This window comes from Streptomyces aquilus (genome assembly GCF_003955715.1).
GTDB classification, from domain to species: domain Bacteria; phylum Actinomycetota; class Actinomycetes; order Streptomycetales; family Streptomycetaceae; genus Streptomyces; species Streptomyces aquilus.
Genome location: NZ_CP034463.1, coordinates 4,816,646 through 4,843,627, shown reverse-complemented (window position 1 = coordinate 4,843,627; position 26,982 = coordinate 4,816,646). Strand labels below are relative to the sequence as shown.

Sequence of the window (26,982 nt, the reverse complement as noted above, 5' to 3'; positions counted from 1 at the left end):
CGAGGATCGCGCAGGCACAGGTGGGCGTGGGCCGCGCACGCACAGGTGGGCCTGGCCGGTCACAGGACGTCCAGCACCTCCTTCGCCACCCGCTCGCCCGACCGCACCGCGCCGTCCATGTAGCCCATCCAGTACGTGGACGTCTCCGTCCCGGCCCAGTGGATGCCGCCGACCGGCCGGCGCAGGGCGGGACCGTACTGGGTCAGCACGCCGGGCGCGGCGATGGAGACGGGGCCGCCTCGGGTGTAGGGCTCGTTGTTCCAGCGTTGCAGGACGAAGGCGGAAGGGGAGGCGGCTTTCTCGCCGAAGTACGTCGCGTAGTCCTTCAGCACGGCGGCCCTGACCTCGGCCTCGCTCGCCGCGTCGAACGCGCGGGCCTCGTCGGCCTCGATGAAGCCCATGAGCGCGCCGTAGGAGGCGTCGGGCGGGGAGTTGTCGAAGGTGGAGCTGACCACGCCGGAGTCGCTGACGACCTGGCCGTTGAGGCCGTCGGCGCGCCAGAAGGGGGTGTCGTAGATCGCGATGGCCTTGCCGACGGAGGCCATCGGCAGGCGCTGGGTGAGCTGGTCGCGGGCGGCGGGCAGGACCGGGTCGTAGGTGATGCGGGCGGCGATCGGCGGGGGGACGGCGACGACGACCCGGCGGGCGGTGACCGTGGTGCCGTCGGCCGTCACGACGTACTGGGAGCCGGACTTGGTGATCGAGCGCACCGGCGAGTTCAGCACGACCCGGTCGCCGAGGGTGGCGGCGAGCTTGATCGGGACCCGTTGGGAGCCGCCGACGAAGCGGAGCTCCTGGGCGCCGCCCGCCGTCTCGGTGAGGCGTTCCAGGGTGCCGGGGTTGGAGGCGTTGCCCGCGGCGGCGATGTAGAAGAGCACGAACAGGAAGGAGAGTTCACGGGGCTCGGCCGAGAAGATCGACGTACAGGCCACGTCGAAGAGGAACTTGGCCGAGGGGATCACGGCGTTGGCGCGCAGCCAGGTCTCGAAGGTCTGCCGGTCCCATTCGTCGGCCTTGGCCGCGGTCCAGGGGGCGTCGACCGGGATCTGTTTCGCCAGGTCGTCGAGGGTGGCCTGGACGATCGCGGCGTTGGCGAGGCCGGCCGCGTCGATCGGCGGGACCGAGCCGAGGAGGCCGTCGGTGGCGTACGGGGTTTTCCTGCCGTCCTTGTAGAGGAGGTTCTTGCCGGTGTCGTAGGTGGCGAAGGTGGCGACGCCGAGGGAGTCGGCGAGCGCCTTGATGCGGTCCTGGGTGGGGCCGATGAACTCGCCGCCGGCCTCGGTGACCCCGCCGCCTGCGAGGGGGAGGTTCAGCACCCGGCCGCCGACGCGGTCGCGGGCCTCCAGGACGACCACCGTCCGGCCGGCCGCCACCAGATCGCGGGCCGCGGTGAGTCCGGCCAGCCCGGCACCGACGACACACACGTCGGCGGTGCGGGTGACGGCGGCGGCCGTCCCGGCGGTGGCGGCGGTGAGGCCGACGGCACCGGCGCCGGCGGCACCGAGCAGGGAACGGCGGGAGAGCTGTCTTTCGGTTGCCACGTGCGTCCTCCGAGGAGAGGGGTGGGGTGGGGCCGGAAAGATGAGCAGTGCTCGCATTCTGGCCCCGCGCGGTGGCGTAAAACAGCTCTCCTTGCTGACCCGTGAGTCACCTAGGACACATGGGCAACAGCCGTCGTACTGAAGGAGGTTGAGATCCTCTACGTACGAGCCACGGCTACGTGCGCACGGCGTCCAGGCGGGTCGCCGAGCCCGTCCGGGCGATCGCCTTCGCGATCTTCTCCGCGTCGATCGCGAGTTCCCGGAACATGCCGCTGATCGGGTTGGTGTAGCCGGTGAAGTAGAGGCCGGGGGCGTTCGACGGGGTGCGGGCGCCGTGCACCAGCGGCCTGCCGCGGGCGTCGAGGACCTCCAGGTGGCCGACCAGGCCCTCCAGGGCGCGGACGTAGCCGGTCGCCGCGATCACCGCGTCCGGGGCGATGCGGTCGCCGTCGGCGAGGGCGACCTTGCCGTCCTCGAAGCCGTCGACGGCGGCGACGATCTCCACCTTGCCCGCCTTGACGGCGTCGATGAGGCCGACGTCCTGGACCGGGATGGAGCCCTCGTTGACGCGGCTGTAGAGGCCGGTGTCGGGGCGGGGCAGGCCGTGGGCGGACAGGTCGGGCACGCTCAGCTTGCCCATCGGGCCGGCGAGCCGGTCGACGAGCCCGACCGGCAGGCGCCGTACGAGGACGCCGGTGTACTGGGCGGCCCAGCCGGCCGTCGAGCGGCGGACGATGTGCGGGGTGGTGCGCACCGACAGGCGTACCCGGGAGGCGCCGCCCTCCACCAGGTCGACGGCGATCTCGGCGCCGGTGTTGCCGACACCGACGACGAGGACGTCACGGCCGGCGTAGGGCTCGGGGTTGCGGTACTCCGAGGCGTGCACCAGGTCGCCGGTGTAGCCGTCGCGGCCGGGCCAGTCGGGCAGGTGCGGGGTGTGGTTGTAGCCGGTGGCGACGACGACGGCGGCGCCGGTCAGTTCGCGGCCGCCGGTGGCGTGCAGCAGCCAGCCGGTGCCGTCGGCGGAGCGCTCGACCCGGGAGACCTCGACCCCGGTGACGATCTCCAGCTCGTGGTACTCGGCGTACTTCTCCAGATAGCGCACCACGTTGTCGCGGGACACCCAGCGCCCGAACTTGCGCGGCATCGCCAGGCCCGGCAGGCCGGACAGGCGGCGGGTGGTGTGCAGATGCAGACGGTCGTAGTGGCGCCGCCAGGAGGCGCCGACGCGGTCGGACTTCTCCAGGACGACGGCGCGCACGCCCTGGGCCCGCAGCGCGTACGCCGCGGCGAGTCCGCCCGGGCCGCCGCCGATGACGTAGACGGGGCGGGCTGCGGTGTTCGGCTCCGCGCCGGAGGGCGCGGAGGACGCTGTGGAGTCGGCCATGTGCGCGAGCGTAATCACGCACCGGGTTGATGGGTCTCGGTCAAGACCGGAATTGGTTGCGGATTGATCACGCCTGTAGGAGGAGTGGGTGGGGCTCGTGGCGTAGGGCGCGTGGTTGTGGCGGTCCCATGACCGCTTCTGCCGGAAACCGAAGGCTTCCGGCGACCTCGTATCTGACGTACCGTCAGATCCCATGGACACGATCTGGCTCACCGGTGCGGAATGGCTGGCCGTCCTGCGCATAGGTCTCGGGCTGTGGTGGCTGGAGAGCTGGCGGCACAAGGACAAGAAGACGTGGTTCGAGGGCGGCGGGATCACCTGGGCCGCGGACATCGCCGCCAAGCACCGGTGGACCCCGGTCCGCAGCGGCTTCGAGGTGGTCGTGCGGCCGCGCCCGAAGACGATGGCGTACGTCGTCGCCTACGCGGAACTGGCCCTCGGCCTCGGCCTGATCCTCGGCCTGCTGACTCCTATCGCCCTGGTCGGCGGACTGCTGCTCAACGCGCTCTACTTCACGCTCATGATCCACGACTGGGCCGAGCAGGGGCAGAACTCGATGATGGCGCTGATCTCCGTGGTCGGCCTGTTCGGGATGTCCTGGCAGACGTGGTCGCTGGACAGCGCGCTGGGCTGGTTCTGATGAGCGCGGCGCGACACGACGTCCCCGAGGCGGACGCCTTCACCCGCGCGTACTGGGACGCGGCGGCGGCCGGCACGCTCCTGATCCGCCACTGCCGCGCCTGCGACCGCCCGCACCACTACCCCCGCGAGTTCTGCCCGCACTGCTGGAGCGAGGACGTGGAGTGGCGGCCGGCGAGCGGCCGCGCCGAGCTCTACACCTGGTCCGTCGTCCATCGCAACGACCTGCCGCCGTTCGGCGAGCGCGTCCCGTACGTCGCCGCGGTCGTCCAACTGGCCGAGGGCCCGCGGATGATGACGGAAGTCGTGGACGCCCCGCCCGAGGCGCTGCGCGCGGGCATGGCACTCCAGGTCGGCTTCCGGGACGGGATCCCGGTGTTCCGGCCCGCGGAATGATCGACGGCCCCCACTCCCGGCGCCGCCGGTATTCAATGGCCCGATGGCCCATACAAGCGAACGGACCCCGAGTCACCAGCCCGCCCCCGAACTGCTCGGTCACGGGCTCCGGTTGAGCCCCTGGGACCCGGACTCCGCCGCCGACGCCGCGACCTGGCTGCGCGCCCGCGCCGACCCCGAGTTCCGCCGCTGGAACACCCCGCTGGTGCAGGTCACCGACCTCGACGAGGCCCACGCCTCGCTGCGCGCGGTGACGGAGCGCATGGCGGACGGCGAGAGCGTGTCCTTCCGGGTCGCGGACGCGGCGAGCGGTACGACCCTCGGGCACATCGGCGTCAACGCGATCGACCAGGTCATGAGCGTCGCCCGCGTCGGCTACTGGGTGCTGCCCGAGGCCCGCGGCCACCGCGTCGCCACCCGCGCCCTCGTGCTCGCCGCCCGCTGGGCCTTCACCGACCTCGGCCTGTACCGCCTCGAACTGGGCCACGCCCTCGGCCACGAGGCCTCGTGCCGGGTGGCCGAGCGATCCGGGTTCCGGTACGAGGGAACCCTGCGGGGGGCGATGTTCGAGTCGGGCACGCTGGACGCCTTCCGGGACGTCCACCTGCACGCCCGCCTGTCGACCGACCCGGAACCGGCGGGCCCACGATGACCTGGCACCTCGCCGAGGATCCCGCCCCTCAGGGCCAGAGCAGCTCCCGAGCCCAGCCGTCCTCCGTACGGCGGTAGTGGAGCCGTACGTGCTGCCGCCGGGCGTCCCCCTGGAAGAACTCCACCTCCTCGGGGACGAGCCGGTACAGCGTCCAGGACGCCACGGGCGCGTCCGGCTCCCGCTGCGCCCGCTCCCAGGCCGCCGCCGACGCCCGTGCCAGCTCCTCGACCGAGCCCAGCACCTCGCTCTGCCGGCCGGTCAGCGCGGCGGCGAGCGCGCCGGTCGACCGGGCGTGCAGGTCGGCCTGCCCCGCCGCGGAGGGCGCGGCGGTCACCGGCCCGCGCACCCGCACCTGCCGGCCCAGCACCGGCCAGTAGAAACCGAGGGCGGCGTACGGCCGTGCCGCCAGGTGTCCGCCCTTGCGGCTGTGGGAGTGGCTCGCGAAGGCCCAGCCGTCCGCGTCGGCGCCGTGCAGCATCACGGTCCGTACGTCCGGCAGACCGGCCGCGTCCGAGGTCGCGAGGGACATGGTGTGCGGCTCGGTCTGCCCGGCCGCGACCGCCTCGGCGAACCAGCCGGTGAACAGGGCCAGGGGCGCCGGGGGTGCGGTCGCCGGGTCGAAGGCGGGCAGCGTGGTGACCTCCGGGTCCCACACCCGCAACGACCTCAGTGACTCGTGAAGATCCGGGGTTTCCATGCCCCGATTCTCGCGTGCGCGGCGATGCGGGAGTGTTTCCTGGGGGCTTGAACCACAAGGGCGGGGGAGACGATGGTGAAACGCATGTCCGGTACGGCGCTCGGCGCCGCGTCCGTCCTCCTCGCGTCCCTCACCGCCTGCACCGTGACCGGGGAGACCGCGTCCCCCTCCCTCACCGCACCCGCGGTCTTCTACCTCCGCCCACCGGGCGACCGGACGGGCCCGCACGACAAGATGCCCTACTCCCTGGTGGCCGAGGACACCGGCGGCCCCGGTGCGCGCACGCTCACCGCGGACGTGCCGAAGGAGGCGCGGGGCACGGTGGTGATCCGCGGGTACGGGGGCTGCGAGGGCAGTGCGGCGCACGTCACCTGCGCGGTCGACGGCGACTACAGCAACTGGTCCGACGCGCCGCGCGCCAAGGTGGTGGCGGCGAAGGGGGCGAAGGCCGGCGACTCGGCCGTGGTGACGTACACCTACACGACGAAGGGCGGGAAGAAGCTCACGGCGCGGACCCGGTTCGTCGTCGGCGAGCCCGTCGTCGAGGCGGTGGCGCCGGAGTCGGTGGACGACGTCCGTCCTGGCTCCCGTCTTGGCGAGCCGCTCGTGGTCCGCAACACGGGCGAGGTGCCGGCGCATGGCCTGGGCGTGGAACTGAGCGTCAGCGGAACGGAGTTCGAGACCCGGTACGCCAACTGCCGCTACCCCGAACTCCAGAAGGGGACCGTCGCCGTCTGTGAGTTCCCGGACCTGACCCTGGACCCGGGCGAGACGGTCGCCCTCGCCCCCGCCCTGGGCATCCGCACCCCGCGGACGCAGATGTACAGCTCCTACGCCAGGCACGTCTGGGCCCTGGACATGGGCCCCGGCCATTACGCGACGGTCCACAAGGGCGGTGATCGCGGGGACGGTCCCGCGCTGGAGCCGCGGCCCACCGGCAAGCACACCGGCGACGCCTTCGTGGCGGGTGGCGGCGCCACGAACGTCGTCCTCGACACCTACGCCGACTACGAGGTCTCCGCCGTCCGCCTGAAGGGCGCGCCCGGCGACAAGAGGACCTTCACGCTCGAGGTCCGCAACAACGGCCCCGCCGACGTCGGCGCCCCGGTCCGGCTCGTCTTCGAACCGCCGCTCGGCACCTCGATGGTGAAACAGCCCATGACGGAGTACGACGACGGCGTGTACGAGCCGTACTGCGAGAGCAACGGCTTCACCCACACCTGTGACGTGAAGGCCCTCAAGCCGGGGGAGAGCCAGAGCCTGGAGTTCACGATGGCCCTCGGTGAGCCGGGCGAGGGCACCCTGACCCTGGAGAACAAGAAGCCGTTCAGCTCCTGGGACGTGGGCCGCCGTGATCCGGACGCGGGCAACGACACGGCCGTCATCAGGGTGTCGCGATGACGGTTCATGCCCGCCCCAGCACCACCGTCCCCGACGAGCAGAACCAGCCCCCGGTGCCGGACGCCACCGCCAGTTCGGGCAAGGTCCCGTCCTTCCGGAGCACTTGCCTCGCGCCCGCCTCGCCCCGTAGCTGCCGTACCGCCTCCACCAGCAGGAACAGGCCGCGCATGCCGGGGTGTTGGGCCGACAGCCCGCCCCCGTCCGTGTTCACGGGAAGCTCCCGCGCCTGGACGTACGCCCCGCCCTCGCCCTTCTTGCAGAAGCCGAGGTCCTCCAGGGTCACCAGGGTCATGTAGGTGAAGGCGTCGTAGATCTCCGCCAGTTCGATGTCGGCCGGTCGTACCCCCGCCCGTTCGAAGGCCAGGCGTCCGCTCACGGCCGCCGGGGAGACCGTGAAGTCCGGCCACTCGGACATCGTGGCGTGGGAGACGTGTTCGCCGGTGCCGAGGATCCGGACGGGGGCGGGGCGGCTGTCCTGGACGTACTCCTCCGCCGCCAGCAGGACCGCCGCCCCGCCGTCGGAGCGGATGCAGCAGTGCAGCTTGGTGAAGGGGTCCGCGATCATCGGGGCGGACAGGACGTCGTCCACCGTGAGGGGGTCGCGGTACATCGCCTCCGGGTTGCGGGCCGCGTTCTCCCGCGCCTGTACCGCCACCTCCGCCAACTGCTCCAGTGTCGTGCCGTGTTCGAGCATGTGGCGGCGGGCCGCCATCGCGTACTTGGCGATCAGCGTGTGGCCGTAGGGGACCTCGAACTGGAGCGGGCCCCGGGCGCCGAACGAGAGGTTGCCGGTGCGGCGGCCCGCCCTGATGTCCGCCCGTGCCGTCGAGCCGTACACCAGGAGGACGGCGTCGGCGTGGCCCGCCGCTATCGCGTCCGCCGCGTGCGCCGCCATGACCTCCCACGTCGAGCCGCCGACCGACGTGGAGTCGACCCAGGTGGGGCGCAGGCCCAGGTACTCGGCCACCTCCACCGGCGCCAGTACGCCCGTGCCCGCCGACGCGAACCCGTCCACCACGGACCGGTCGAGCCCCGAGTCCGCGAGCGCGCGCCGGGCCGCCTGGGCGTGCAGCGTGTACGGCGTCGCGTCGTCCGCCCGGCCGCAGTCGGCGAGGGCGGCACCGACCACGGCGACCTTCCGGCCGCCGGACCTCGTCAATGAGGCAGCCATGAATGACCTCTCCCTCGCTCTGTGCTTATCGACCCACCCCTCCTAATATGACGGACCGTCAGATCCGGAGGGAAGGGGTCGCCATGGACGCCGGCTTCACCGCCGAGCAGGACGAGATCCGCCGCACCCTGCGCGAACTGCTCCACAAGAGGTGCGGTCCCGAGGAACTGCGGGCCGCCGTCGACACCCCCGCCGGCCACGACCCGGCCCTGTGGACCGCCCTGGCCGAACAGCTCGGCCTGCCCGGACTGGCCCTCCCGGAGGCGTACGGCGGTGTCGGCTGCTCCGCCACCGAACTCGCCCTCGCGGCGGAGGAGACGGGACGGGTGCTGGCGCCCTCCCCGCTGCTCGCCACCGCCGTCCTCGTCGCCCCGCTGGTCCTGGCCCTCGGCACCGACGCCCAGCGCGCCCGCCTGCTGCCCCGGATCGCGTCCGGCGCTCTCACCGCCGCCCTCGCGGCCCCCGCCGCGGGCCTCGCCCTCACCGGCGACAACCGCGGGGACTGGGCGGGCGGCGGGCGTGCCGGGGGTGTACAGGCGCGGCGGGCGGGGGCGGGGTGGACGCTGTACGGGGAGGTCGGGCCGGTGCCGGACGGGCACAGCGCGCGGCTGCTGCTGGTCGCCGCGCACACCGGCGGGTTCGCCCGCTCCCGGACACTGCTCTTCCTGGTCGCCGGGGACGCCGACGGAGTCGTCCGCACCCGGCACACCGCTCTCGACGCGACCCGGCCGCTGGGGCACCTGCAACTGAGGGATGCCGAGGCCGAGTTGCTGGGCGGCGACGAGGGCACGGACGTCCCGGCCGCCCTCGCCCGCACCGGCGACGGCGCGGCCGCCGTGCTCGCCTGCGAGGCGGTCGGGGCCGCCGACCGGGTGCTGGAGCGGACCGTCGAGTACGTGAAGCAGCGCGAGCAGTTCGGGCGGGCGATCGGGTCCTTCCAGGCGGTCAAGCACCGGCTGGCCGACGTGTACGTCCAGGTGCAGGCGGCACGCTCGGCCGCGTACTACGCGGCGTGGGCCACCGCTCATGGCGAACGGGTCAGCGGGCTCGCCCTCGCACAGGGACTGGAGGCGCTCAGAAGCTCCGCCGGAGAGGCGGTCCAGCTGCACGGCGGCATCGGGTTCACCTGGGAGCACGACGTCCAGCTGTACTTCAAGCGGGCCGCCGGCGACGAACTGCTGTTCGGGCCGGTGCACCGGCTGCGGGCCCACGCGGCCGACGCGGCGTCCCTGTTCACGGTGACGGAGGTGCCGGTGTGATCGGCGAGAAGACGGTGCAGCGCATTTCGTCCACGCGGGGCTTCGCCAAGGTCGCCCCGCATGTCATCCCCGCCCTCGACCGGGCCGTGCACCGGCTGACCCGGGGCAAGGTCATCCTCAGCGCCCAGATGCTGCCGGGCGTCATCCTCACCTCGACGGGCGCCCGCAGCGGACAGGCCCGCCGCTCACCGCTCGCCTGCATGCCGGAGGCGGACGGCACCTGGATCCTCATCGGCTCCAACTTCGGCCGCCCCGGCCACCCCGCCTGGACCGCCAACCTCCTCGCCCACCCCGACGCCGAGATCAGCTGGAAGGGCACCGACATCCCCGTCACCGCCCACCTCCTGACGGGGGAGGAGCGGGCGGCCGTATGGAAGCGGCTGCTGGTCTTCTGGCCGCCGTACGCGACGTACCAGGCGCGGGTGGAGCGGGAGATCCGGGTGTTCAGGATCGAGCGGCGGTAGTCACAGGGCGTGCTGCGCCAGCAGGAGCGCGCCGATGCCCAGCATCGCCGCCCCGGAGGTGCGGGTGACCGCGCGGGCGGCTCGGGGGCGGGCGGTCAGCAGGGTGCGGGCCGCGCTGCCGACGGCGAGGTAGACGGCGGCGCAGCACGCCATGTGCAGGACACCGAGCACGGCCGTCTGCGCGGCCACCGGCGGATGGCCGCCCCGGGTGACGAGGAACTGGGGGAGCACCGAGAGGTAGAGCAGCAGGCCCTTGGGGTTGAGGCCGCTGATCGCCGCCCCGCGCAGGAACAGGGCCCCGCCCTCGTCGCCGCCCGCCTCCGGGACCGCCGGACGGCGCAGCACGCCCCAGCCCAGCCACACCAGGTAGGCGGCGCCCGCCACCGTCAGGGCGGTCAGCAGCGCGGGCGAGCGCGCGACCAGCACCGCGAGTCCGGCCACCGCGAGCGCGGTGTGCACCGCGTACCCGGCCACCAGCCCCGCCACCGCCCGCGCCACCGACCGCCCGCGCACGCCGGCCGCGATGACGTACGCCCAGTCGGCGCCCGGCACGCACACCAGCAGGAGGTCGAGGGCGAGGAAGGAGAAGAGCAGTCCGGTGTCCATGCGGGGGACATTAGGCGTGAATGACCCGAAAGTGTTGCCGAAGTTTGCCCGCGATCGCGAGTTCTGAGCAAATATCTTCTTCATGGACGACGTGGACAGAAAGATTCTTGCCGAGCTCCAGCAGGACGGGCGGCTGACCGTGACCGAGCTGGCCGCGCGGGTGCGCCTGAGCGTCTCGCCCTGCCATCGGCGGCTGCGCGAGCTGGAGCGGTCGGGGGCGATCAGCGGTTACCGGGCCGTGGTGGACCCGGGGGCCGTGGGGCTGACCTTCGAGGCGCTGGTCTTCGTCTCCATGCGGCAGGAGGACCGGGACACCGTCGCCGAGTTCGAGAAGGCGCTCGCCGGGATTCCCCATGTGATCGACGCCCAGCGGCTGTTCGGGGAGCCCGACTATCTGCTGCGGGTGGCCACCGCCGACCTCGCCGCCTTCCAGCGGCTCTACGACGAACGGCTGGCGACCCTGCCGGGTGTGCAGCGGCTGACCTCGACGCTGGTGATGAAGCACGTCGTACGGGACCGTCCGCTGCCCGCATAGCGAGGCAGGCGGTGGCCCGTCCGGGACGTGCCGGACGAACCACCGCCTGCCGGACAGGACTTGGGGCCTGGTAAAGGAACCGCGCTGCTACTTCGTGGGCTTCTTGCCGGTCACGCCCAGGTGCACCAACAGCGCCAGGTTCGGCTTCAGTTCGGCCTGTTTGACGCCCCAGGTCTGGAAGCCCTTCTGGTGCGAGGCGACCGCCGCGAGCATCGCGACCAGCGAACCGGCGACCGCCGCCGGGTTCACGTCCTTGTCGACCTTGCCCTTGGACTGCAACTCGGCCACCGAATCGGCCAGGGAGTTGTTCACCGAGTTCAGGATCTTCATGCGGAGCTTGTAGAACCGCTTGTCGCCCTCGGCGGCACCGAGATCGACGACCCTGAGGATGGCGTCGTTCTTGCGCCAGAACTCCAGGAACCCGTCGACGAGTTCCTGCGCGGTCGTCCAGCCGGCCTTGCCGACCCACGACCGGCCCTCCAGCAGAGCGGTCAACTGCCCGCCCTCGGTGGCCATTTGCTCGGCGATCTCCAGGACGGCGCCCTCGACGTCCGGGAAGTACTGGTAGAAGGTGGCGGGCGAAGTACCCGCCTTCCGGGCGACATCGATGACTTTGACGTCCCGGTAAGGGGAGGAGCTGAGCATCTCGCTGAGGCAGTCGAGCAGCTTCTGCCGGGTCGCCTGCCCACGCCGGCCGGCCACGCGGCCGTCGACGGTACGCACTTGTCCTGTCATGCCGTCAGCTTACCGAGGGGTGATCGGAGCGCGATTCGGCCGACTGCAAATGGGGTGCACGGGCTTCGCGAGACGGGTGTGCCTGGTCCTGCGGGGTGCGTGAGTCGCCGTTAGTTTGGCGGTATGGCCGAAAACAGGGCATACGGCGAGGGCGTCCCCTGCTGGGTGGACGCGCAGCTTCCCGACGTCGAGGCGGGCAAGCGGTTCTACGGTGAGCTCTTCGGGTGGAGCTTCGAGGAACAGCGGTACGGCGGGGCCGCCTGGGCCCTCCGGGACGGCGAGCCGGTCGCCGCGCTCATCCGCAAGACGGACGGGCGGATGCCCACCGTGTGGACGGTGTACTTCGCCACCCCCGACATCGAGGGCCTGGCCGACCGGATCTGGGCGGCCGGCGGCCAGGTCGTCACCGCCCCCATGCCGGTCGGCGACCTGGGCACCTCCGCCCTGGTCACCGACCCGGACGGCGCCGTCTTCGGCCTGTGGGAGCCGGACACCCACCCCGGCTTCGGCGCCCGGCACCAGGCCGGCGCCTTCGCCTGGGCCGAGCTGTACGCCCGCGACACGGAGGCCGCCAACACCTTCTACGGCGGGCTCTTCCACGACGCCCTGTTCGGTCCTGACGCCGTCCCCGACTTCGGCCGCGCCCCCGTCTCCGACGTCTTCCCGGCCGAGATGCCGCCGCACTTCCTCGTCCATTTCGGGGTCGAGGACTGCGAGGCCGCGCTCGGGGCGGTGCAGCGGCTCGGGGGGCGGGTGCAGGCGCCACCCTTCGAGACGTCCTACGGAAAGGTCGCCGTCGTCACCGACAATCAGGGGGCGTCGTTCGCCGTACTGGAGCGGGAACAGCCGTGATTCCGGGTGTTTTGGTGTGAGACATCCCGGTTTGCGGCCGGGTTCGCAACCTGCGCCTCGGCCAGGAAGAATCGGGGTGCGTGCCGCCATGGCGGTGCGGTGGTGAGACGCTGCACGGGGTCGCGTACATAAGGATGTGACGTGGCCCGTACGGGGAGGTGGCAGGCAAGTGGTGGATCAGCTGACGCAGCACGATCCGCGGCGGATCGGGCCGTTCGAGGTGCTGGGACGGCTGGGCGCCGGCGGCATGGGGCTGGTCTATCTCGCGCGCTCGGCGTCCGGCCGGCGCGTGGCGATCAAGACGGTCCGGACGGAGCTCGCCGAGGACCAGTTGTTCCGCGTCCGCTTCACGCGCGAGGTCGAGGCGGCCCGGGCCGTCTCCGGCTTCTACACGGCGGCCGTGGTCGACGCCGACCCGCGCGCCGCCGTGCCGTGGCTGGCCACCGCGTATGTTCCCGCGCCCTCCCTCGAGGAGATAGTGAACGAGTGCGGGCCGATGCCGGCCCAGGCGGTGCGCTGGCTCGCGGCGGGCGTCGCCGAGGCGCTCCAGTCGATCCACGGCGCCGGGCTGGTCCACCGTGACCTCAAGCCCTCCAATGTCCTCGTCGTCGAGGACGGCCCCCGGGTGATCGACTTCGGCATCGCCTCCGGTGTGTCCAACACGCGTCTGACGATGACGAACGTCGCCGTCGGCACCCCCGCCTACATGTCACCCGAGCAGGCCAAGGACTCGCGCTCCGTCACCGGCGCGAGCGACGTCTTCTCGCTCGGCTCGATGCTGGTCTTCGCCGCCACCGGCCACCCGCCCTTCCACGGTGCCAACCCGGTCGAGACGGTCTTCATGCTGCTGCGCGAGGGCCCGGACCTGGAAGGCCTCCCGGACGAGCTGCGCCCGCTCATCGAGGCCTGCATGCAGATGGAGGCCGCCGGCCGCCCCAACCCGGCCGACCTCCAGGCCCAGCTGGCCCCCCATCTCTTCGGCTCCGGCACCGACGACAGCGGTACGGCGTCGGCCTGGCTGCCCGAGCGGGCCGTGAGCCTGATCGAGGCCCGCCGCAACGGCCGCCCGGCCGTGAAGCCGGGCCAGGGCGGACGCAGCGGCGGCGGCCGGCCGGCCCCCGTGCCCCCGCCGCCCTCGCACGACCCGGTCGTCCCGGCCCGCGTCCCCGCCGGCGCCCCCGACACCGGCCCCGTCCGCCTCGCGGGCGCCCAGGTGCCCATCGGCCCGGGCCCGCGCGTCGCCGACGCCCGCGCCGCCGCCGTGAAGGCGCCGCCGCCCGAGGCGGGCCTGGTCGCCAGCTGGTCCAAGCCCCGCCCCGGCGTCAACGGAACGGACGGTGCCGTAGGCCCTGCCGTACCCGCCCCGCCTCCCCTGGCCCCCGAGACGGCCTCCGGCTGGCGCCCCTGGCGTTTCCGCATGTCCAACGACGTGTGGGGCACCCCGTCCGTCGCCGGTGACCTCGTCTACGTCACCTCCTTCGAGGTGCACGCCCTGGACGTGGCGACCGGCAGGCGCAGCTTCAAGACGCGGGACGTCGCCTGGTCGATGGCGGTCGCGGACGGCCGTATCCACGCCTCCGACGGCCCCACCCTGTTCGCCCTGGAGGCCCGCGAGGGCGGCGACCTGTGGCGGCTCCAGACGGACGCCTGGGTGTACGCGCTCAAGGCCGACCGGGGCACGGTCGTCACCGGCACCCGCGGCGGTGGCGTGCAGGCCTGGGAGGCCGCCAACGGCCGCAAACTCTGGGAGATCTCCGGCGCCCAGACCGACTTCGAGTCCCCCGAGGCGGGCCCGGCCCTCCACGAGGGCACGGTGTACGTCTGGCAGGACGCCCGGCTGCGCGCGCTCGACGCCCGCACCGGTGACGAGCGCTGGTCGTACCCGATCGGCGACGCGGCCTCCTGCGGCGGGGTGCCGGTCCGGGTCACGCAGGCGTCGGACGGCTATGTGTACGTCTCCGCCGGCACCCGCGTCCTCGCGCTGGACGTGGCGAGCGGCCGGGTGAAGTGGCACTTCGAGGCGCCGGCCGTGTTCCTGTGCCCGCCCACCTTCGTGCCGGGCCCCGCGGTCACCGGCGGCGGGGTCTACCTGGCCGACTACCTCGGCACGGTGTACGCCCTCGACGCCGCCGACGGCCGCGACCGCTGGCGCATCGCCACCGAGGCGCGGTCCTCCATCGAGCCGGTGCTGGTGGCCGCCGGGCACGTCCACGTGGGCAGCGGCAAGGGCCTGTACACGCTGGACGCGGTCACCGGTACGCCCAAGTGGCGCTTCCAGGCGGGCGGCGACATCGTGGGCGCCCCCGCGGTCGCCGAGGGCCGGATCCACTTCGGCTCCACCGACCACCTGCTGTACACCCTGAAGGCCGACGACGGCCGGCTGCGCTGGAAGCTGGCGACCGGCGGCGAGATCACCGGCGCCCCGGTCGTGAAGGACGGCGTCGTGTACGCGTGCAGCAAGGACCGCTGTGTGTACGCGCTGGACGCGGAGAAGGGCACCGGAACGGCCCGCACGGCCTGATCCGGCCCGCCGTCCCGGGACGGCCGTCGCACCGAGCGCTTGGAAGGGGTTCCGGACGGCGGCCGTCGACTCGGCGAGAGCGTGCGGGTCATGCTTTCCTCCCGGCTCTCACACCCGACGCTACGCCCGGGGCGGGAGGGGCGCCATGCGACAGCACCGTCTCCGGCTCGGGCGTGACCGCACCGGCGAGCCGGCCGAGGCGCAGGCCGTCAGCGCGTCCTGAACCCCGGCCGGCGGGCGGAGAACAGCTCGGCCTGCCGGTCGTCCGGCAGGTTGCCCAGCGAGATCAGATGCGGCGCCTGTGCGAACCCGGCGGCGAGCGCGGCCTCCCGCGCCGCCCACAGCGCCCGCACGGTGCCCTGCACCCCGGCGGCCGGCTGCGCGGCGATGACGGCGGCGGCTTCGGTCGCCCGGGCCAACGCCTCGCCCGGCGCGGTGAGTTCGGAGACCAGCCCGACCTCGTAGGCCCGCCGCGCGGACATCCGCTCCGCCGTCCCCATCAGCATCATCCGGGCGACCTCCCCGTACGGCATCCGCTGCGCCATGAGCACCGACTCGTAGGCGCTCACCATGCCGTAGGTGGTGTGCGGGTCGAAGAAGGTGGCGTCCGGATCGGCGACGACGAACTCGCTCTCGCCGAGCAGATAGAAGGCACCCCCGCAGGCCATGCCCCGCACCGCGGCGATGACGGGCTTCCACAGGTCGTTGGACTTGGGCCCCACGCGGAGGAGCGGATCGTCGGCCATGTAGGGGGAGTTGGGCTGCGGTACCTCGGTGTCCCGGTCGATTCCGGTGCAGAAGGCGCGCTCGCCGCTGCCGGTGAGGACGACGGCCCGCACGGAGTCGTCGAACCGCAACGCCCGCCAGGCGGCGACGAGTTGGTCCCGCAGCTCCAGGTCGATGGCGTTGAGGCGGTGCGGCCGGTCGAGGGTGACGACGGCGACGCCGGTGTCGTGGTCGGCGCTGACCCGAAGACTCATGGCCGCTCCGGCACCCACTGCGGCAGCCCGCTCGCCGGGTCGGCCACGAACCGCACCCGGGCGCCGATGCGGATGCGCTCGGCGGGCAGGGAATCGATCGGCGCCCCGGCCTCGGCGACGAGGTTCCCGACCAGCCGGATGTGCGGCGCCTCGACGAGCTCGACGACGATCACGTTGTACGGCGCCCGCTCGGCGTAGTCCGGCAGGAGCGGCGGGTGGGGGACGACGTACGACCAGACGCGGCCGTGCCCCGAGAGGGGCCGCCACTCGACGCCGAAGGACCGGCAGTGGGGACAGCAGGGCCGGGGCGGGAAGCGGAGCGCGCCGCAGTCGGCGCAGGCCTGGACACGTAGTTCGCCCTGGGCGGCGTACCGCCAGAAGGGGGCGCCTTCGGGGTCGATGACGGGGGAGAGCACGGTCAGCTCCTGTTCGTCAGCAGCAGCGCGGACGTGGGGACACCCTCACCGGCGGTGACCAGGCAGGTGGCGGCACCGGGCACCTGGGCGGTGCTGTTGCCTCTGAGCTGCTTCACCCCTTCGTTGATGAGGTTGAAGCCATGGACGTAGGCCTCGCTGAGCCCGCCGCCCCCGGTGTTGATCGGCAGCCGCCCGCCGCTCTCCAGCGCCCCCTGCTCGGTGAAGGCGGCGCCCTCCCCGCGTCCGCAGAACCCGTACCCCTCCAGGGAGAGCGGGATGAGGGCGGTGAAGGCGTCGTAGATCTGGGCGACGTCGACGTCCTCGGGCGTGAAGTCGGCGTGTTTCCACAGGTGTCGGGCGGTGGCCCAGGACGGCCCGGTGAGGGGGTCGTCGTTCCAGTAGTTGACCATGCCGTGGTGCTGGGCGGGCAGCCCCTGGGCGGCGGAGTGGACGTACACGGGCGGCCTGCGGCAGTCCCGCGCCCGCTCCCTGCTGACCACGACACACGCCAACGCCCCGTCCGTCTCCAGGCAGTTGTCGAAGAGGCAGAGGGGCTCGCTGATCCAGCGGGAGGTCATGTACATCTCGCGGGTGAGGGGGCGGTCGTACATGACGGCGGCCGGGTTCTGGTTGGCGCGGTTGCGGCAGGCGAGGGCGACGTTGAACAGATGGTCCCGGGTCGCGCCGTACTCGTGCAGGTACCGGCGGGTCAGCATGGCGATCTCGTCGACGGGCCGCAGCAGGCCGTAGGGCCGGGTCCACTGGGCGGGGGTGGGGAGTTGGGTGACGGTGTCGCGCCACGGCCGGGGCCCGCTGCCCCGCTTCCGCGACCGCCAGGCGACGCCGACGGACGCCTGCCCGGTGGCGATGGCGGCGGCGAGGTGCGCGACGGTGGCGCAGGAGCCGCCACCCCCGTACCCCACCCGGCTGAAGAAGGTGAGATCCCCGAACCCCACGGCCTTCGCGAGTTCCACCTCGTCCGTCTCCTCCATGGTGAAGGAGGCGAGGGCGTCGACCTCGCCGGGGTCGATCCCGGCGTCGTCGAGGGCGGCGATGACGGCACGGCAGGCGAGCGTCCGCTCGTTCTCGGGGAGTTGCTTGGCGAAGGCGGTCTGTCCTATTCCGACGATCGCGGTGGCGTCCTTGATCCCGGCCATGCGCGCACACCTCCACGCTGCTGAAGGGCTGCTGACAGGCCGTCAGGGTACAGCTAATCTGACGGGTAGTCAGCTCCGGGGTTGGGAGGCGTGCTGTGCGCGGTGATCTGGAGTGGGGCAGCGTTCCGGGACTCGTCCGGTCCGCGGTCGAGCGGTACCCGGAGGCCGAGGCGGTGGTGGAGGGCCGTACGCGGGTGACGTACGCCGAGTTGGGCGCGCGGGTGGAGCGCGCGGCGGCTGCCTGCATCGCGAACGGCGTCGAACCCGGTGACCGGGTGGCGATCTGGGCCCCGAACACCCTCGACTGGATCGTGGCGGCGCTCGGCGCGGTGTCCGCGGGGGCCGTTCTCGTCCCCCTCAACACCCGCTTCAAGGGCGCCGAGGCGGCGGACGTGCTGCGCCGCAGCGGGGCGCGGCTGCTGTTCGTGACGGGGACGTTCCTGGGGACGTCGTACGTGGCGTCGCTGCGGCGCGCGGTGGGGGAGGGGCTGCCGGCGCTGGAACAGGTGGTGGTGCTCGCGGACGACGCCCCGGCGGACTACCGGACGCTGAAGGACTTCCTGGCGAGCGGGGAGGGGGTGGGGACGGCGGAGGTGCGGCAGCGCGCGGCGGCGGTGGACGGCTCGTCTCCCTCGGACATCGTCTTCACCTCCGGTACGACGGGCCGTCCGAAGGGTGCGGTGATCACGCACGCGCAGACGCTGCGGGGGTACGAGATCTGGAGCGACCTGGCCGGTCTTCGCCAGGGCGACCGCTACCTCATCGTGAACCCCTTCTTCCACACCTTCGGCTACAAGGCGGGCGTGATCGCCTGCCTCATGCGGGGCGCGACGATGATCCCGCAGCCGGTGTTCAACGTGGACACGGTGCTGGCGAACCTCGCCTCGGAGGCGGTGTCGGTCCTGCCGGGCCCGCCGACGCTCCTCCAGTCCCTCCTGGACCACCCGGCGCGGATGTCGTACGACCTCTCGGCGCTGCGCCTGGTGGTGACGGGGGCCGCCGTCGTCCCCCTGACCCTGGTCGAACGGCTGCGGGACGAACTCGGCGTGTCGACGGTCCTGACGGCGTACGGCCTCTCGGAGGCGAGCGGCATCGTCACGATGTGCCGCCGCGGCGACGCCCTGCCGGTCATCGCCTCGACGTCCGGCCGGGCGATCCCGGGCACGGAGGTCCGCGTCGAGGCACCGGTGGGCGAACCCGGCGAGGTCCTGGTGCGCGGCTTCAACGTCATGCGGGGCTATTTCGAGGACGCGGCGGCGACGGCGGAGGTGCTGACCCCGGACGGCTGGCTGCGCACGGGCGACGTGGGCGTCCTGGACGCCTCCGGGAACCTGCGGATCACGGACCGCCTGAAGGACATGTTCATCGTCGGCGGCTTCAACGCCTACCCGGCGGAGATAGAGCAGCTGCTGTCCCTGCACCCGGACGTGACGGACGTGGCGGTGATCGGCGTACCGGACACCCGCCTGGGCGAGGTCGGGAAGGCCTACGTGGTGCGACGCGAGGGCGCGGTCCTGACGTCCGACGACCTGATCGCGTGGGCACGCCGGGAGATGGCGAACTACAAGGTGCCGCGGGCGGTGGAGTTCGTGCGGCAGCTGCCGCGGAACGCGAGCGGGAAGGTGGTGAAGGGGGAGCTGCGGCGGACCGCGGCCGGCTGACGGGGCCGCCCCCGGACATGCCTCGGCCGCGGCGGCTCCCCCTCCGCGCCGCCGCGGCCGATCCCCGTGCGGGAAAAGGTTCGTGTGGGTCAGGCCGGGTTGTCCGTGGCGTGCACGTTGTCCGTCGTGTCCTCGCCCGTGCCCTCGCTCAGCTTGAGCGGGTCGCTGGTGGCGTGCACGTTCTTGACGGTGACGGGCTCGGTGGTGGCGTGGACGTTGTCGGTCGTCGCGTCGCCGGTCGGCTCGCCCGTGGCGTGCACGTTGTCCGTGGTGGTCTCGTCGCTCATGTCGCTGGCTCCCCTGACAGTGTGGTGCGATGGATGGGCTGGATCCGCCCGGCAACTCCCCCGAGGGTTGCCGGGCGGATCAGCTGGGCCGGTTCACCCTAGAGGCCCGGCCCGTCGTCGCTCCGTCTGCCCCCCGACGCGACGGCTCGACACAGCAGAGCGTGCCGGGTGGCGATAAACGAATGATGAACGCGTGTTCTCGCCGGTCAGGGCGGGCCGGGTGGTCAGGACCGGTCGGCTCAGGCGACCGCGCTCGGGTGCAGCAGGCTCCGGACCTCGTCCGCCTCCGCGGACCCCAACGCGTCGAAGATCTCCAGGGCCTCCCGCCAGCACACCTGGGCCCGGCCGAGCTGCCCGATCCCGGCGAGGGCCCGGCCGAGCACCGTCAGGACGTTGCCGTGCCGCCAGTCGCCGCCGATGCCGCGCAGCAGGCTGAGCGCCGTCTCCGCGTGGGCCGCCGCCTGCGCGGGGCGCCGGGCCGCGAGGTCGAGCTCGGCGAGCCGGAACAGGGTCATGCCCTCCCACAGGCGCTGGCGGCTGTCGCGGAACACCCGCAGGGCCTGCTGGAGGCACTCGGTCGCCTCGGCGAGCCTGCCGCTCTGGGTGAGGGCGAGGCCCAGGGCGTACCGGCCGTTGGCGCCCTTGAAGGCGTGGTCCATGTCGTCGTACATCGCCGTGCCCTGCTGCGCGAGTTCGACCGCGCTCTCCGTCCGCCCGGTGGCCAGATGGATGCGGGAGAGGTTGCACAGGGCGCTGGCCTCGCCGGGGCGGTCGCCGAGGGCCCGGAAGCTCTCGATGGCATGGGTGAAGTACGCCATGCCCTCTTCGTTGCGGTTCTGGTAGAGGGCGATGACGCCGCCGATGTTCGCGGCCCAGCAGCCGGTGAGCGGGTCCTCGGCCTCGCGTGCCAGCTCGGCGGCGCGCTCCGCCTCCCGGGAGGCGAGGTCGAACCTGCTGTCCGAGTGCTGGTGGACGAAGGCGAGCGCCACCGAGGCGCGGGCCTCGGTCCGGGTGTCGCCGGATTCCTGGGCGACCTCCCGCAGCAGGGCCGCGACCGCCTCGTACTCCTTGGAGTTGGTCCCGGACTCGGCCAGGTCGACGGCGGCCCACAGGACGTCGACGGCCCGCCGCAGCGAACCGGCCTGCGCGGACTGCCGTATGCAGGCGAGCAGGGGCACCGCCTCCGCGTACAGCCAGTCCTGCGCCGTGTGCCGGTCCGAGAACACCAGCCCCGGATACGCCGCCTGCTCCAGGTGAGCCACCAGCCGGTCCCCGGGCCGCTCGATCAGGTACACCCCGCCGACCGTCGCCAGATAGAAGTCCAGCAACCGGGAGAGCGCCGCTCCCCGCTCCTCCGGCGGCCACTCGTCCCGTTCCGCGCACGCACGCGCGTAGAGGCGTACCAGGTCGTGGAAGCGGTAGCGGCCGGGGGCCGCTGATTCCAGGAGGGACGTGTCCACCAGGGACTCCAGGACGTCCTCGGTGTCCTCGATGTCCAGGTTCAGCATCGCCGCCGCCGCCGCGAGGGAGATGTCCGGGCCGTCCGCCAGGCCCAGGAGGCGGAACGCGCGGGCCTGGGCCGGTTCCAGTTGGCCGTAGCCGAGTTCGAAGGTGGCCTTGACCGCCAGGTCGCCGGCCTGGAGTTCGTCCAGGCGGCGGCGTTCGTCCGCGAGCTTCGCCGCCAGGACCGAGACCGTCCAGGTGCGCCGGGCGGCCAGGCGCGAGGCCGCGATGCGGATCGCCAGGGGGAGGAAGCCGCAGGCCGCCACCACGTCCAGGGCCGCCTCGCGCTCGGAGGCCACGCGTTCCTCGCCCACGATCCGCGTGAAGAGCTGGAGCGCCTCGTCGGGGGACATCACGTCCAGGTCCACCAGGTGCGCGCCGGCCAGGTCCACCATCCGGACCCGCGACGTCACCAGCGCCGCGCAGCCCTCCGTGCCGGGCAGCAGGGGGCGGACCTGCGCCGCGTCCCGCGCGTTGTCCAGCAGGACCAGCACCCGTCGGCCGTCCAGCACCGAGCGGTACAGCGCCGCCCGCTCCTCCAGCGAGTCCGGGATCGCCGAGTCCGCGGTGCCGAGCGCCCGCAGGAACGCGCCCAGGACCGTCTCCGGTTCGGCCGCCCGCTGCCCCGCGCCCTGGAGGTCGACGTACAACTGGCCGTCGGGGAAGGCCGAGCGGGCCTGGTGGGCGACATGGACGGCGAGGGTCGTCTTGCCCACGCCGCCGATGCCCGCCAGCGCCGACACCGCCATCACCCGGCCCTCGGAGGAGGCCAGGACCTCGCCCAGCTCGGCCACGAAGGACGCGCGGCCCGTGAAGTCCGGGACCGTCGCCGGGAGCTGGGCGGGACGGACCGGGGTCGCGGCGGGCTCCGAGCGCGGCGACGAGGGTTCCGCGAGGCCCGGGTCCGCTTGGAGGATGCGCTGCTGGAGCTCCTTCAGGCCCGGCCGCGGGTCGACGCCCAGCTCGTCCGCGAGCAGGCGCCGCGTGTCCGCGTACACGGCGAGGGCCTCGGCCTGGCGGCCGGAGCGGTACAGCGCCAGCATCAGCAGCTCGCGCAGGCGTTCCCGCAGCGGGTGGGCGGCCGTCAGGGCGGTGAGTTCCGAGACCGCCTCCGCGTGGCAGCCCTGCTCCAGGTCCATGTCGAGGCGGGATTCGAGGAGTTGGAGACGCCATTCCTCCAGGCGGACCCGTTGCGACGCCGCGTACGGGCCCGGCACCCCCGCCAGCACCTCGCCGTCCCACAGCGCCAGGGCGCGGGCGAGCACGTCACGGGCGTGGCACAGGTCGCCCGCGCTGCGTGCCTTCTCCGCCTCCGTCGCCCACTCCTGCGCCACCGTCACGTCCAGCGCACCCTCGCCGAGCGAACGGATCGCGTAGCCGCCCGCGTCGCTGACCAGCACGCCGGGGTCGAGGACCTTGCGCAGCCGGGAGGCGTACGTCCGGACCGCGGCGAGGGCCTGCGACGGGGGCTCCTCCCCCCACAGGGCGTCGATCAACTCCGCCGCGGTGGCCGTACGGCCCTCCCGCAGCAGCAGGGCCGCGAGCAGGGCCCGTTGCTGGGGCGAGCCCATCGCCAGGGTCTCCTCGCCGCGCCAGGCGCGCACCGGTCCGAGCACGCTGAAGCGCAGCGGCGGCCCGGGCTCCGCCGAGGAGCCTGGACGCCGCTGCTCAGGCACCCGCGGTAGACCGTCCATCGAGTCCCCCTAAACACTGTGAGCAACCCCGCCAGTTTGCCTTGTTCATGGCAGATGCGTCAGCCGTGGAGGGGGCGATCACAGACAGGCGCGCGGTAAATCACAAGCCCCTCACGCGTCCTCCGCACAATTCCGCGCACAAACCATCATGACCAGGCGCTGTCACCGTAGCTGACGGGTCGTCAGATCAGCGCTACCGTGGCCCCCATGGAGACCGCCACCGGAAACACCTTCCCGTTGATCATCTCCGTCGACGACCACACCGTTGAGCCCGCCGACGTCTGGCAGAACCGGCTTCCGAAGAAGTACCTGGACGTCGGTCCCCGCGTGGTCCGCGCCCCGCTGAAGGAAATGACCTTCCTGGGAGGCCGGTTCAAGCCGGTCATGGGCACCCCCGGCCGGACCGACGGCCCGGTCGGCGACTGGTGGGTGTACGAGGACCTGCACCGCCCGCTCACCCGCCTCGACACCGCCGTCGGCTACAGCAGGGACGAGATCAAGCTGGAGATCATCACGTACGAGCAGATGCGGCAGGGGTCGTACGACGTCCCGTCCCGCCTCGCCGACATGGACGTCAACCACGTCCAGTCCGCCCTCTGCTTCCCCACCTTCCCGCGCTTCTGCGGCCAGACCTTCACCGAGGCCGCGGACCACGAGCTGGGGCTGCTGTGCGTCCAGGCGTACAACGACTGGATGGTGGAGGAGTGGTGCGGGCCGGCTGCCCAGGGGCGGCTCATCCCCCTCACCCTCATCCCCCTCTGGGACGCCGAACTCGCCGCCGCCGAGGTCCGCCGCATGGCGGCGAAGGGCGTCCGCGCCGTCGCCTTCTCCGAGATACCCCCGCACCTCGGCCTGCCCTCCGTCCACACCGACGCCTGGGACCCCTTCCTCGCCGCGTGCGACGAGACCGGCACCGTCATCGCCATGCACATCGGCTCCTCCAGCCGGATGCCCTCCACCTCCGCCGACGCCCCGCCCGCCGTCGGCTCCACCATCACCTTCGCCAACTGCTGTTTCTCGATGGTCGACTGGCTGATGAGCGGCAAGTTCGAACGCTTCCCGGGCCTGAAGGTGATGTACGCGGAAGGGCAGATCGGCTGGATCCCCTACATCCTCGAACGCGCCGACGTCGTCTGGGAGGAGAACCGCGGCTGGGGCGGGGTCGCCGACAAGGTCCACCGGCCGCCCTCCGAACTCTTCGCCGAGCATGTCTACGGCTGCTTCTTCGACGACGCCTTCGGCCTCCGGAACCTCGACGCGATCGGCCTCGCCAACGTCCTCTACGAGACCGACTACCCCCACTCCGACTCCACCTGGCCGAAGTCGAGGGAGGTCGGCGAGGCCCAGATGGGCCACCTGGAGCCGGACGCGATCGAACGCATCGTCCGCGGCAACGCCATCGACCTGCTCGGGCTCACCCCCGACGGACTGTGGGACGGCCCCCGGTGATCGAGTACGGCATCCAGCTCCCGGTCCAGTCCCAGAGCACGATCTACACCGAGCCCTGGGAGGCCGGGGCGGGCCCGGAGGATCTCGTCGCCGTGGCCCGGGCCGCGGAGGGCGCCGGGTTCGCGTACGTCGCCGGTTGCGACCACGTCGCCATCCCGCGCCGGCTCGCCTCCGCGATGAGCACCGTCTGGTACGACCCCGTCGCCACCCTCGCCCACCTCGCCGCCGTGACCGAGCGGATCCGGCTGCTGAGCCATGTCGCCGTCGTCGGGCTGCGGCATCCGCTGCTCAGTGCCAAGCAGTACGCCACCCTCGATCACCTCAGCGGCGGGCGGCTGATTCTCGGGGTCGGGGCCGGGCACGTGGCGGAGGAGTTCGAGGTGCTGGGGCTGGACTTCCGGCAGCGGGGGGCGCTGCTCGACGAGTGCGTGGACGCGCTGCGGGCCGCGCTGGGACCCGAGGAGTTTCCCGAGCATCACGGCAAGTTCTACGACTTCCAGGGGCTGGGGCAGCGGCCACGGCCCGCCCAGCCGCGCGTTCCGCTCTGGGTCGGCGGGTCCTCGCCCGCCGCCGTCCGGCGGGCCGCGCTCAAGGGGGACGGCTGGCTGCCGCAGGGGGATCCGCGGGACCGGCTGCCCGCGCAGATCGCCGAACTGACGCGGATCCGCGAGGAGGCGGGCATCGAGACGCCGCTGACCGTCGGCGCCATCGTCGAGCCCCTCTACCTCGGACGGCCCGGGTGGGACGTCGGACGCCGTACCCTCACCGGCTCTCCGGAGGCGCTCGCCGAGTCCCTGCGGGCCTATCGCGCGATGGGCGTGCACCAGATCCAGGTGCGGTTCCGCAGCCGCGGCCGTACCGAACTCACCGACCAGATGGCGGCCTTCGGCAGCGAAGTGGCGCCCCACCTCTGAGGAGATGCCGGATGGGCAAGCTGGACGGACGCGTCGTCATCGTCACCGGCGCGGCACGCGGACAGGGCGAGCAGGAGGCGCGGCTGTTCCGGGAGGAGGGGGCGGAGGTCGTCCTCGCCGACGTCCTCGACGAACCGGGGGAGGCGCTCGCGCGGGACATCGGGGCGCGGTACGTCCATCTCGACGTCGGCGACGAGGAGCAGTGGCGGGACGCCGTGAGCGTCGTCAAGAACGCCTTCGGCCGCGTCGACGGCCTCGTCAACAACGCCGGCATCCTGCGCTTCAACTCCCTCGTCGACACGCCCCTCGACGAGTTCATGCAGGTCGTGAGGGTCAACCAGGTCGGCTGCTTCCTCGGCATCAAGACCGTCGCGCCGGTGATGGAGGACGGCGGCACCATCGTCAACACCGCCTCCTACACGGGCGTGACCGGCATGGCCGCCGTCGGCAGCTACGCCGCCAGCAAGCACGCCGTCCTCGGCCTCACCCGGGTCGCCGCCCTGGAACTCGCCGGCCGGGGCATCCGCGTCAACGCCCTGTGCCCCGGCGCCATCGACACCGCCATGTCCAACCCGGCCCAACTGGACCCCGGGGCCGACGTGGAGGGGATGAGCCGGGCCCTCGACCAGCTGTACCGCAAGCTCGTGCCGCTCGGGCGGATCGGCCGGCCGGAGGAGGTGGCGCGGCTCGCGCTGTTCCTGACCTGCGAGGACTCGTCGTACATCACCGGGCAGCCGTTCGTGATCGACGGCGGCTGGCTGGCAGGGGTCAGCATCGTCTGACTGGTCGTCAGGTATTGACCTTTCTGACGGTACGTCAGAAAGTCGTAGCACTCAGCAGACCCACCTGTCTTGGGATGGTGAACCGCCGTGGAATTCGGGCTCTTTGTACAGGGATACGTGGGCAAACGCGCCGAGACCGATCCGCTCGCCGAGCACAAGGCGCTGATGGAGGAGACCGAGTACGTCATCCAGGCGGACCAGTCCGGCTTCAAGTACGCCTGGGCCTCCGAGCACCACTTCCTGGAGGAGTACTCGCACCTCTCCGCGAACGATGTCTTCCTCGGGTATCTGGCGCACGCCACCGAGCGGATTCACCTCGGGTCGGGGATCTTCAACCCCCTCGCCCAGGTCAACCACCCCGTGAAGGTCGCCGAGAAGGTCGCCATGCTCGACCATCTCTCCGAGGGGCGCTTCGAGTTCGGGTCCGGCCGCGGGGCCGGCTCGCACGAGATCCTCGGGTTCATACCGGGGGTGACCGACATGAACTACACCAAGGAGATCTGGGAAGAGACCATCGCCGAGTTCCCCAAGATGTGGCTCCAGGACGAGTACGTCGGCTTCCAGGGCAAGCACTGGCAGCTGCCGCCGCGCAAGGTCCTGCCGAAGCCGTACGGGAAGTCGCACCCGGCGATGTGGTACGCGGCCGGGTCGCCGCCGTCGTACGCCATGGCCGCGAAGAAGGGGCTCGGGGTGCTGGGGTTCAGCATCCAGAAGGTGTCCGACATGGAGTGGGTCCTGGAGCAGTACAAGAACTCCGTCGTGAACGCCGAGCCGGTCGGGGACTTCGTCAACGACAACGTGATGGTGACGACGACCGCGATCTGTGCGCCCACGCATGACGAGGCGATCGAGATCGCGGTGAACGGCGGGCTGCACTATCTGCCCTCGCTGGTGTTCCGGTACCACGACACGTTTCCGCGGCCCGAGGGGTTCCCGGTGTGGCCCGAGACGCTGCCCGAGTACACCCCCGAGTTCGTGGAGCTGCTGATCGAGGAGGAGTTGCTGATCTGCGGGGATCCGGACGAGGTGCTCACGCAGTGCAAGCGGTGGGAGCAGGCCGGGGCGGACCAGTTGAGCTTCGGGTTGCCGGTGGGGGTGCCGAAGGAGGAGACGTTGCAGACGATTCGGCTGATCGGGGAGCACGTGATTCCGAAGATCGATACGGATCCTGTGCATCGGACGACGCGATTCCGAGGGGCTGTCTGAGGTTGTACGGCGGCTGCGGGTGTGTGGGGGCTGGTCGCGCAGTTCCCCGCGCCCCTGAAGGCCTTCCACCTGCCCGG

25 protein-coding genes are annotated in these 26,982 nt (G+C 72.4%); 14 read left to right on the top strand and 11 right to left on the bottom strand.

Annotated features, from left to right (window positions below; all coding sequences use genetic code 11):
- Positions 1 to 59: 59 nt before the first annotated feature.
- Together EJC51_RS22250 and EJC51_RS22245 are read right to left on the bottom strand one after the other, a co-directional pair.
- Positions 60 to 1,541, bottom strand: a complete 1,482-nt coding sequence (locus tag EJC51_RS22250; RefSeq protein WP_126272707.1) for a flavin monoamine oxidase family protein — start codon at positions 1,539 to 1,541, stop codon at positions 60 to 62.
- Between the two features lie 175 nt (positions 1,542 to 1,716).
- Complete coding sequence (locus EJC51_RS22245) at positions 1,717 to 2,928, bottom strand: flavin-containing monooxygenase (protein ID WP_126272706.1); 1,212 nt, start codon at positions 2,926 to 2,928, stop codon at positions 1,717 to 1,719.
- Positions 2,929 to 3,121: 193 nt separating this feature from the next.
- Here EJC51_RS22245 and EJC51_RS22240 point away from each other — a divergent pair, with 193 nt between their 5' ends.
- From EJC51_RS22240 to EJC51_RS22230, 3 genes are read left to right on the top strand one after another with little or no spacing between them, the layout of a single operon-like run.
- Complete coding sequence (locus EJC51_RS22240; protein ID WP_126272705.1) at positions 3,122 to 3,568, top strand: DoxX family membrane protein; 447 nt, start codon at positions 3,122 to 3,124, stop codon at positions 3,566 to 3,568.
- Positions 3,568 to 3,963 (top strand): Zn-ribbon domain-containing OB-fold protein, encoded by a 396-nt coding sequence (locus tag EJC51_RS22235; protein WP_126272704.1) that lies wholly within the window; start codon positions 3,568 to 3,570, stop codon positions 3,961 to 3,963. The genes EJC51_RS22240 and EJC51_RS22235 overlap by 1 nt, the downstream gene beginning before the upstream one ends.
- 43 nt (positions 3,964 to 4,006) lie before the next feature.
- Positions 4,007 to 4,615: a GNAT family N-acetyltransferase gene (locus EJC51_RS22230; protein ID WP_126272703.1), complete on the top strand. Its 609-nt coding sequence runs from the start codon at positions 4,007 to 4,009 to the stop codon at positions 4,613 to 4,615.
- Between the two features lie 28 nt (positions 4,616 to 4,643).
- On the opposite strand, the gene EJC51_RS22225 is transcribed toward EJC51_RS22230, so the two are convergent.
- Entirely contained in the window at positions 4,644 to 5,312 is a 669-nt protein-coding gene (locus EJC51_RS22225) for a pyridoxine/pyridoxamine 5'-phosphate oxidase (protein ID WP_126272702.1), read from the bottom strand.
- An 84-nt stretch (positions 5,313 to 5,396) separates the two neighbouring features.
- Here EJC51_RS22225 and EJC51_RS22220 point away from each other — a divergent pair, with 84 nt between their 5' ends.
- Entirely contained in the window at positions 5,397 to 6,713 is a 1,317-nt protein-coding gene (locus tag EJC51_RS22220) for a COG1361 family protein (protein ID WP_126272701.1), read from the top strand.
- Positions 6,714 to 6,717: 4 nt separating this feature from the next.
- On the opposite strand, the gene EJC51_RS22215 is transcribed toward EJC51_RS22220, so the two are convergent.
- Positions 6,718 to 7,884, bottom strand: a complete 1,167-nt coding sequence (locus tag EJC51_RS22215; protein WP_126272700.1) for a thiolase C-terminal domain-containing protein — start codon at positions 7,882 to 7,884, stop codon at positions 6,718 to 6,720.
- 83 nt (positions 7,885 to 7,967) lie between these two features.
- Here EJC51_RS22215 and EJC51_RS22210 point away from each other — a divergent pair, with 83 nt between their 5' ends.
- The gene (locus EJC51_RS22210; protein ID WP_126277078.1) at positions 7,968 to 9,143 is read left to right on the top strand and encodes an acyl-CoA dehydrogenase family protein; all 1,176 of its coding nucleotides are present in this window, start codon (positions 7,968 to 7,970) and stop codon (positions 9,141 to 9,143) included.
- The gene (locus tag EJC51_RS22205) at positions 9,140 to 9,607 is read left to right on the top strand and encodes a nitroreductase/quinone reductase family protein (RefSeq protein WP_126272699.1); all 468 of its coding nucleotides are present in this window, start codon (positions 9,140 to 9,142) and stop codon (positions 9,605 to 9,607) included. The genes EJC51_RS22210 and EJC51_RS22205 overlap by 4 nt, the downstream gene beginning before the upstream one ends.
- On the opposite strand, the gene EJC51_RS22200 is transcribed toward EJC51_RS22205, so the two are convergent.
- Complete coding sequence (locus EJC51_RS22200) at positions 9,608 to 10,213, bottom strand: LysE family translocator (protein ID WP_126272698.1); 606 nt, start codon at positions 10,211 to 10,213, stop codon at positions 9,608 to 9,610.
- Between the two features lie 82 nt (positions 10,214 to 10,295).
- Between EJC51_RS22200 and EJC51_RS22195 the strand changes: the two genes are divergently transcribed.
- A complete protein-coding gene (locus EJC51_RS22195; RefSeq protein WP_126272697.1) occupies positions 10,296 to 10,748 on the top strand; it encodes an Lrp/AsnC family transcriptional regulator in 453 nt (150 codons plus the stop codon).
- A gap of 87 nt (positions 10,749 to 10,835) precedes the next feature.
- Here the strand turns inward: EJC51_RS22195 and EJC51_RS22190 are convergent, their stop codons facing one another.
- On the bottom strand, positions 10,836 to 11,471 hold the full coding sequence (locus tag EJC51_RS22190) for a TetR family transcriptional regulator (RefSeq protein ID WP_079310070.1): 636 nt from the start codon (positions 11,469 to 11,471) through the stop codon (positions 10,836 to 10,838).
- Between the two features lie 135 nt (positions 11,472 to 11,606).
- Between EJC51_RS22190 and kbpA the strand changes: the two genes are divergently transcribed.
- Positions 11,607 to 12,335 carry an AfsK-binding protein KbpA gene (gene kbpA / locus EJC51_RS22185; RefSeq protein ID WP_126272696.1) on the top strand — a complete coding sequence of 243 codons (729 nt, stop codon included), beginning with the start codon at positions 11,607 to 11,609 and terminating at the stop codon, positions 12,333 to 12,335.
- Between the two features lie 169 nt (positions 12,336 to 12,504).
- Entirely contained in the window at positions 12,505 to 14,856 is a 2,352-nt protein-coding gene (locus tag EJC51_RS22180) for an outer membrane protein assembly factor BamB family protein (RefSeq protein ID WP_126272695.1), read from the top strand.
- A gap of 209 nt (positions 14,857 to 15,065) precedes the next feature.
- Here the strand turns inward: EJC51_RS22180 and EJC51_RS22175 are convergent, their stop codons facing one another.
- The 3 genes from EJC51_RS22175 to EJC51_RS22165 are packed head-to-tail and all read right to left on the bottom strand — an operon-like array spanning position 15,066 to position 17,409.
- Positions 15,066 to 15,836, bottom strand: coding sequence for an enoyl-CoA hydratase/isomerase family protein (locus EJC51_RS22175; RefSeq protein ID WP_207924844.1), 771 nt, complete (start codon positions 15,834 to 15,836; stop codon positions 15,066 to 15,068).
- Positions 15,833 to 16,252, bottom strand: coding sequence for a Zn-ribbon domain-containing OB-fold protein (locus EJC51_RS22170; protein WP_126272693.1), 420 nt, complete (start codon positions 16,250 to 16,252; stop codon positions 15,833 to 15,835). Before EJC51_RS22170 ends, EJC51_RS22175 begins: the two co-directional genes overlap by 4 nt.
- A 2-nt stretch (positions 16,253 to 16,254) precedes the next feature.
- Positions 16,255 to 17,409: a lipid-transfer protein gene (locus tag EJC51_RS22165; protein ID WP_126272692.1), complete on the bottom strand. Its 1,155-nt coding sequence runs from the start codon at positions 17,407 to 17,409 to the stop codon at positions 16,255 to 16,257.
- A 95-nt stretch (positions 17,410 to 17,504) separates the two neighbouring features.
- On the opposite strand from EJC51_RS22165, the gene EJC51_RS22160 reads away from it, so the two are divergent.
- On the top strand, positions 17,505 to 19,070 hold the full coding sequence (locus EJC51_RS22160) for a FadD3 family acyl-CoA ligase (protein WP_244362785.1): 1,566 nt from the start codon (positions 17,505 to 17,507) through the stop codon (positions 19,068 to 19,070).
- 89 nt (positions 19,071 to 19,159) lie between these two features.
- On the opposite strand, the gene EJC51_RS22155 is transcribed toward EJC51_RS22160, so the two are convergent.
- Complete coding sequence (locus EJC51_RS22155) at positions 19,160 to 19,357, bottom strand: hypothetical protein (protein WP_126272691.1); 198 nt, start codon at positions 19,355 to 19,357, stop codon at positions 19,160 to 19,162.
- Between the two features lie 239 nt (positions 19,358 to 19,596).
- Positions 19,597 to 22,554: an SARP-family global regulator AfsR gene (gene afsR, locus EJC51_RS22150; protein WP_126272690.1), complete on the bottom strand. Its 2,958-nt coding sequence runs from the start codon at positions 22,552 to 22,554 to the stop codon at positions 19,597 to 19,599.
- Between the two features lie 207 nt (positions 22,555 to 22,761).
- Here afsR and EJC51_RS22145 point away from each other — a divergent pair, with 207 nt between their 5' ends.
- The 4 genes from EJC51_RS22145 to EJC51_RS22130 all read left to right on the top strand — a co-directional run bounded on the left by EJC51_RS22145 (position 22,762) and on the right by EJC51_RS22130 (position 26,905).
- On the top strand, positions 22,762 to 24,003 hold the full coding sequence (locus EJC51_RS22145; RefSeq protein ID WP_126272689.1) for an amidohydrolase family protein: 1,242 nt from the start codon (positions 22,762 to 22,764) through the stop codon (positions 24,001 to 24,003).
- Positions 24,000 to 24,917 carry an LLM class F420-dependent oxidoreductase gene (locus tag EJC51_RS22140; protein ID WP_126272688.1) on the top strand — a complete coding sequence of 306 codons (918 nt, stop codon included), beginning with the start codon at positions 24,000 to 24,002 and terminating at the stop codon, positions 24,915 to 24,917. Before EJC51_RS22145 ends, EJC51_RS22140 begins: the two co-directional genes overlap by 4 nt.
- Positions 24,918 to 24,928: 11 nt before the next feature.
- A complete protein-coding gene (locus EJC51_RS22135) occupies positions 24,929 to 25,699 on the top strand; it encodes an SDR family NAD(P)-dependent oxidoreductase (RefSeq protein ID WP_126272687.1) in 771 nt (256 codons plus the stop codon).
- A gap of 87 nt (positions 25,700 to 25,786) precedes the next feature.
- Positions 25,787 to 26,905 (top strand): LLM class flavin-dependent oxidoreductase, encoded by a 1,119-nt coding sequence (locus EJC51_RS22130; protein ID WP_126272686.1) that lies wholly within the window; start codon positions 25,787 to 25,789, stop codon positions 26,903 to 26,905.
- The last annotated feature ends 77 nt before the right edge of the window (positions 26,906 to 26,982 follow it).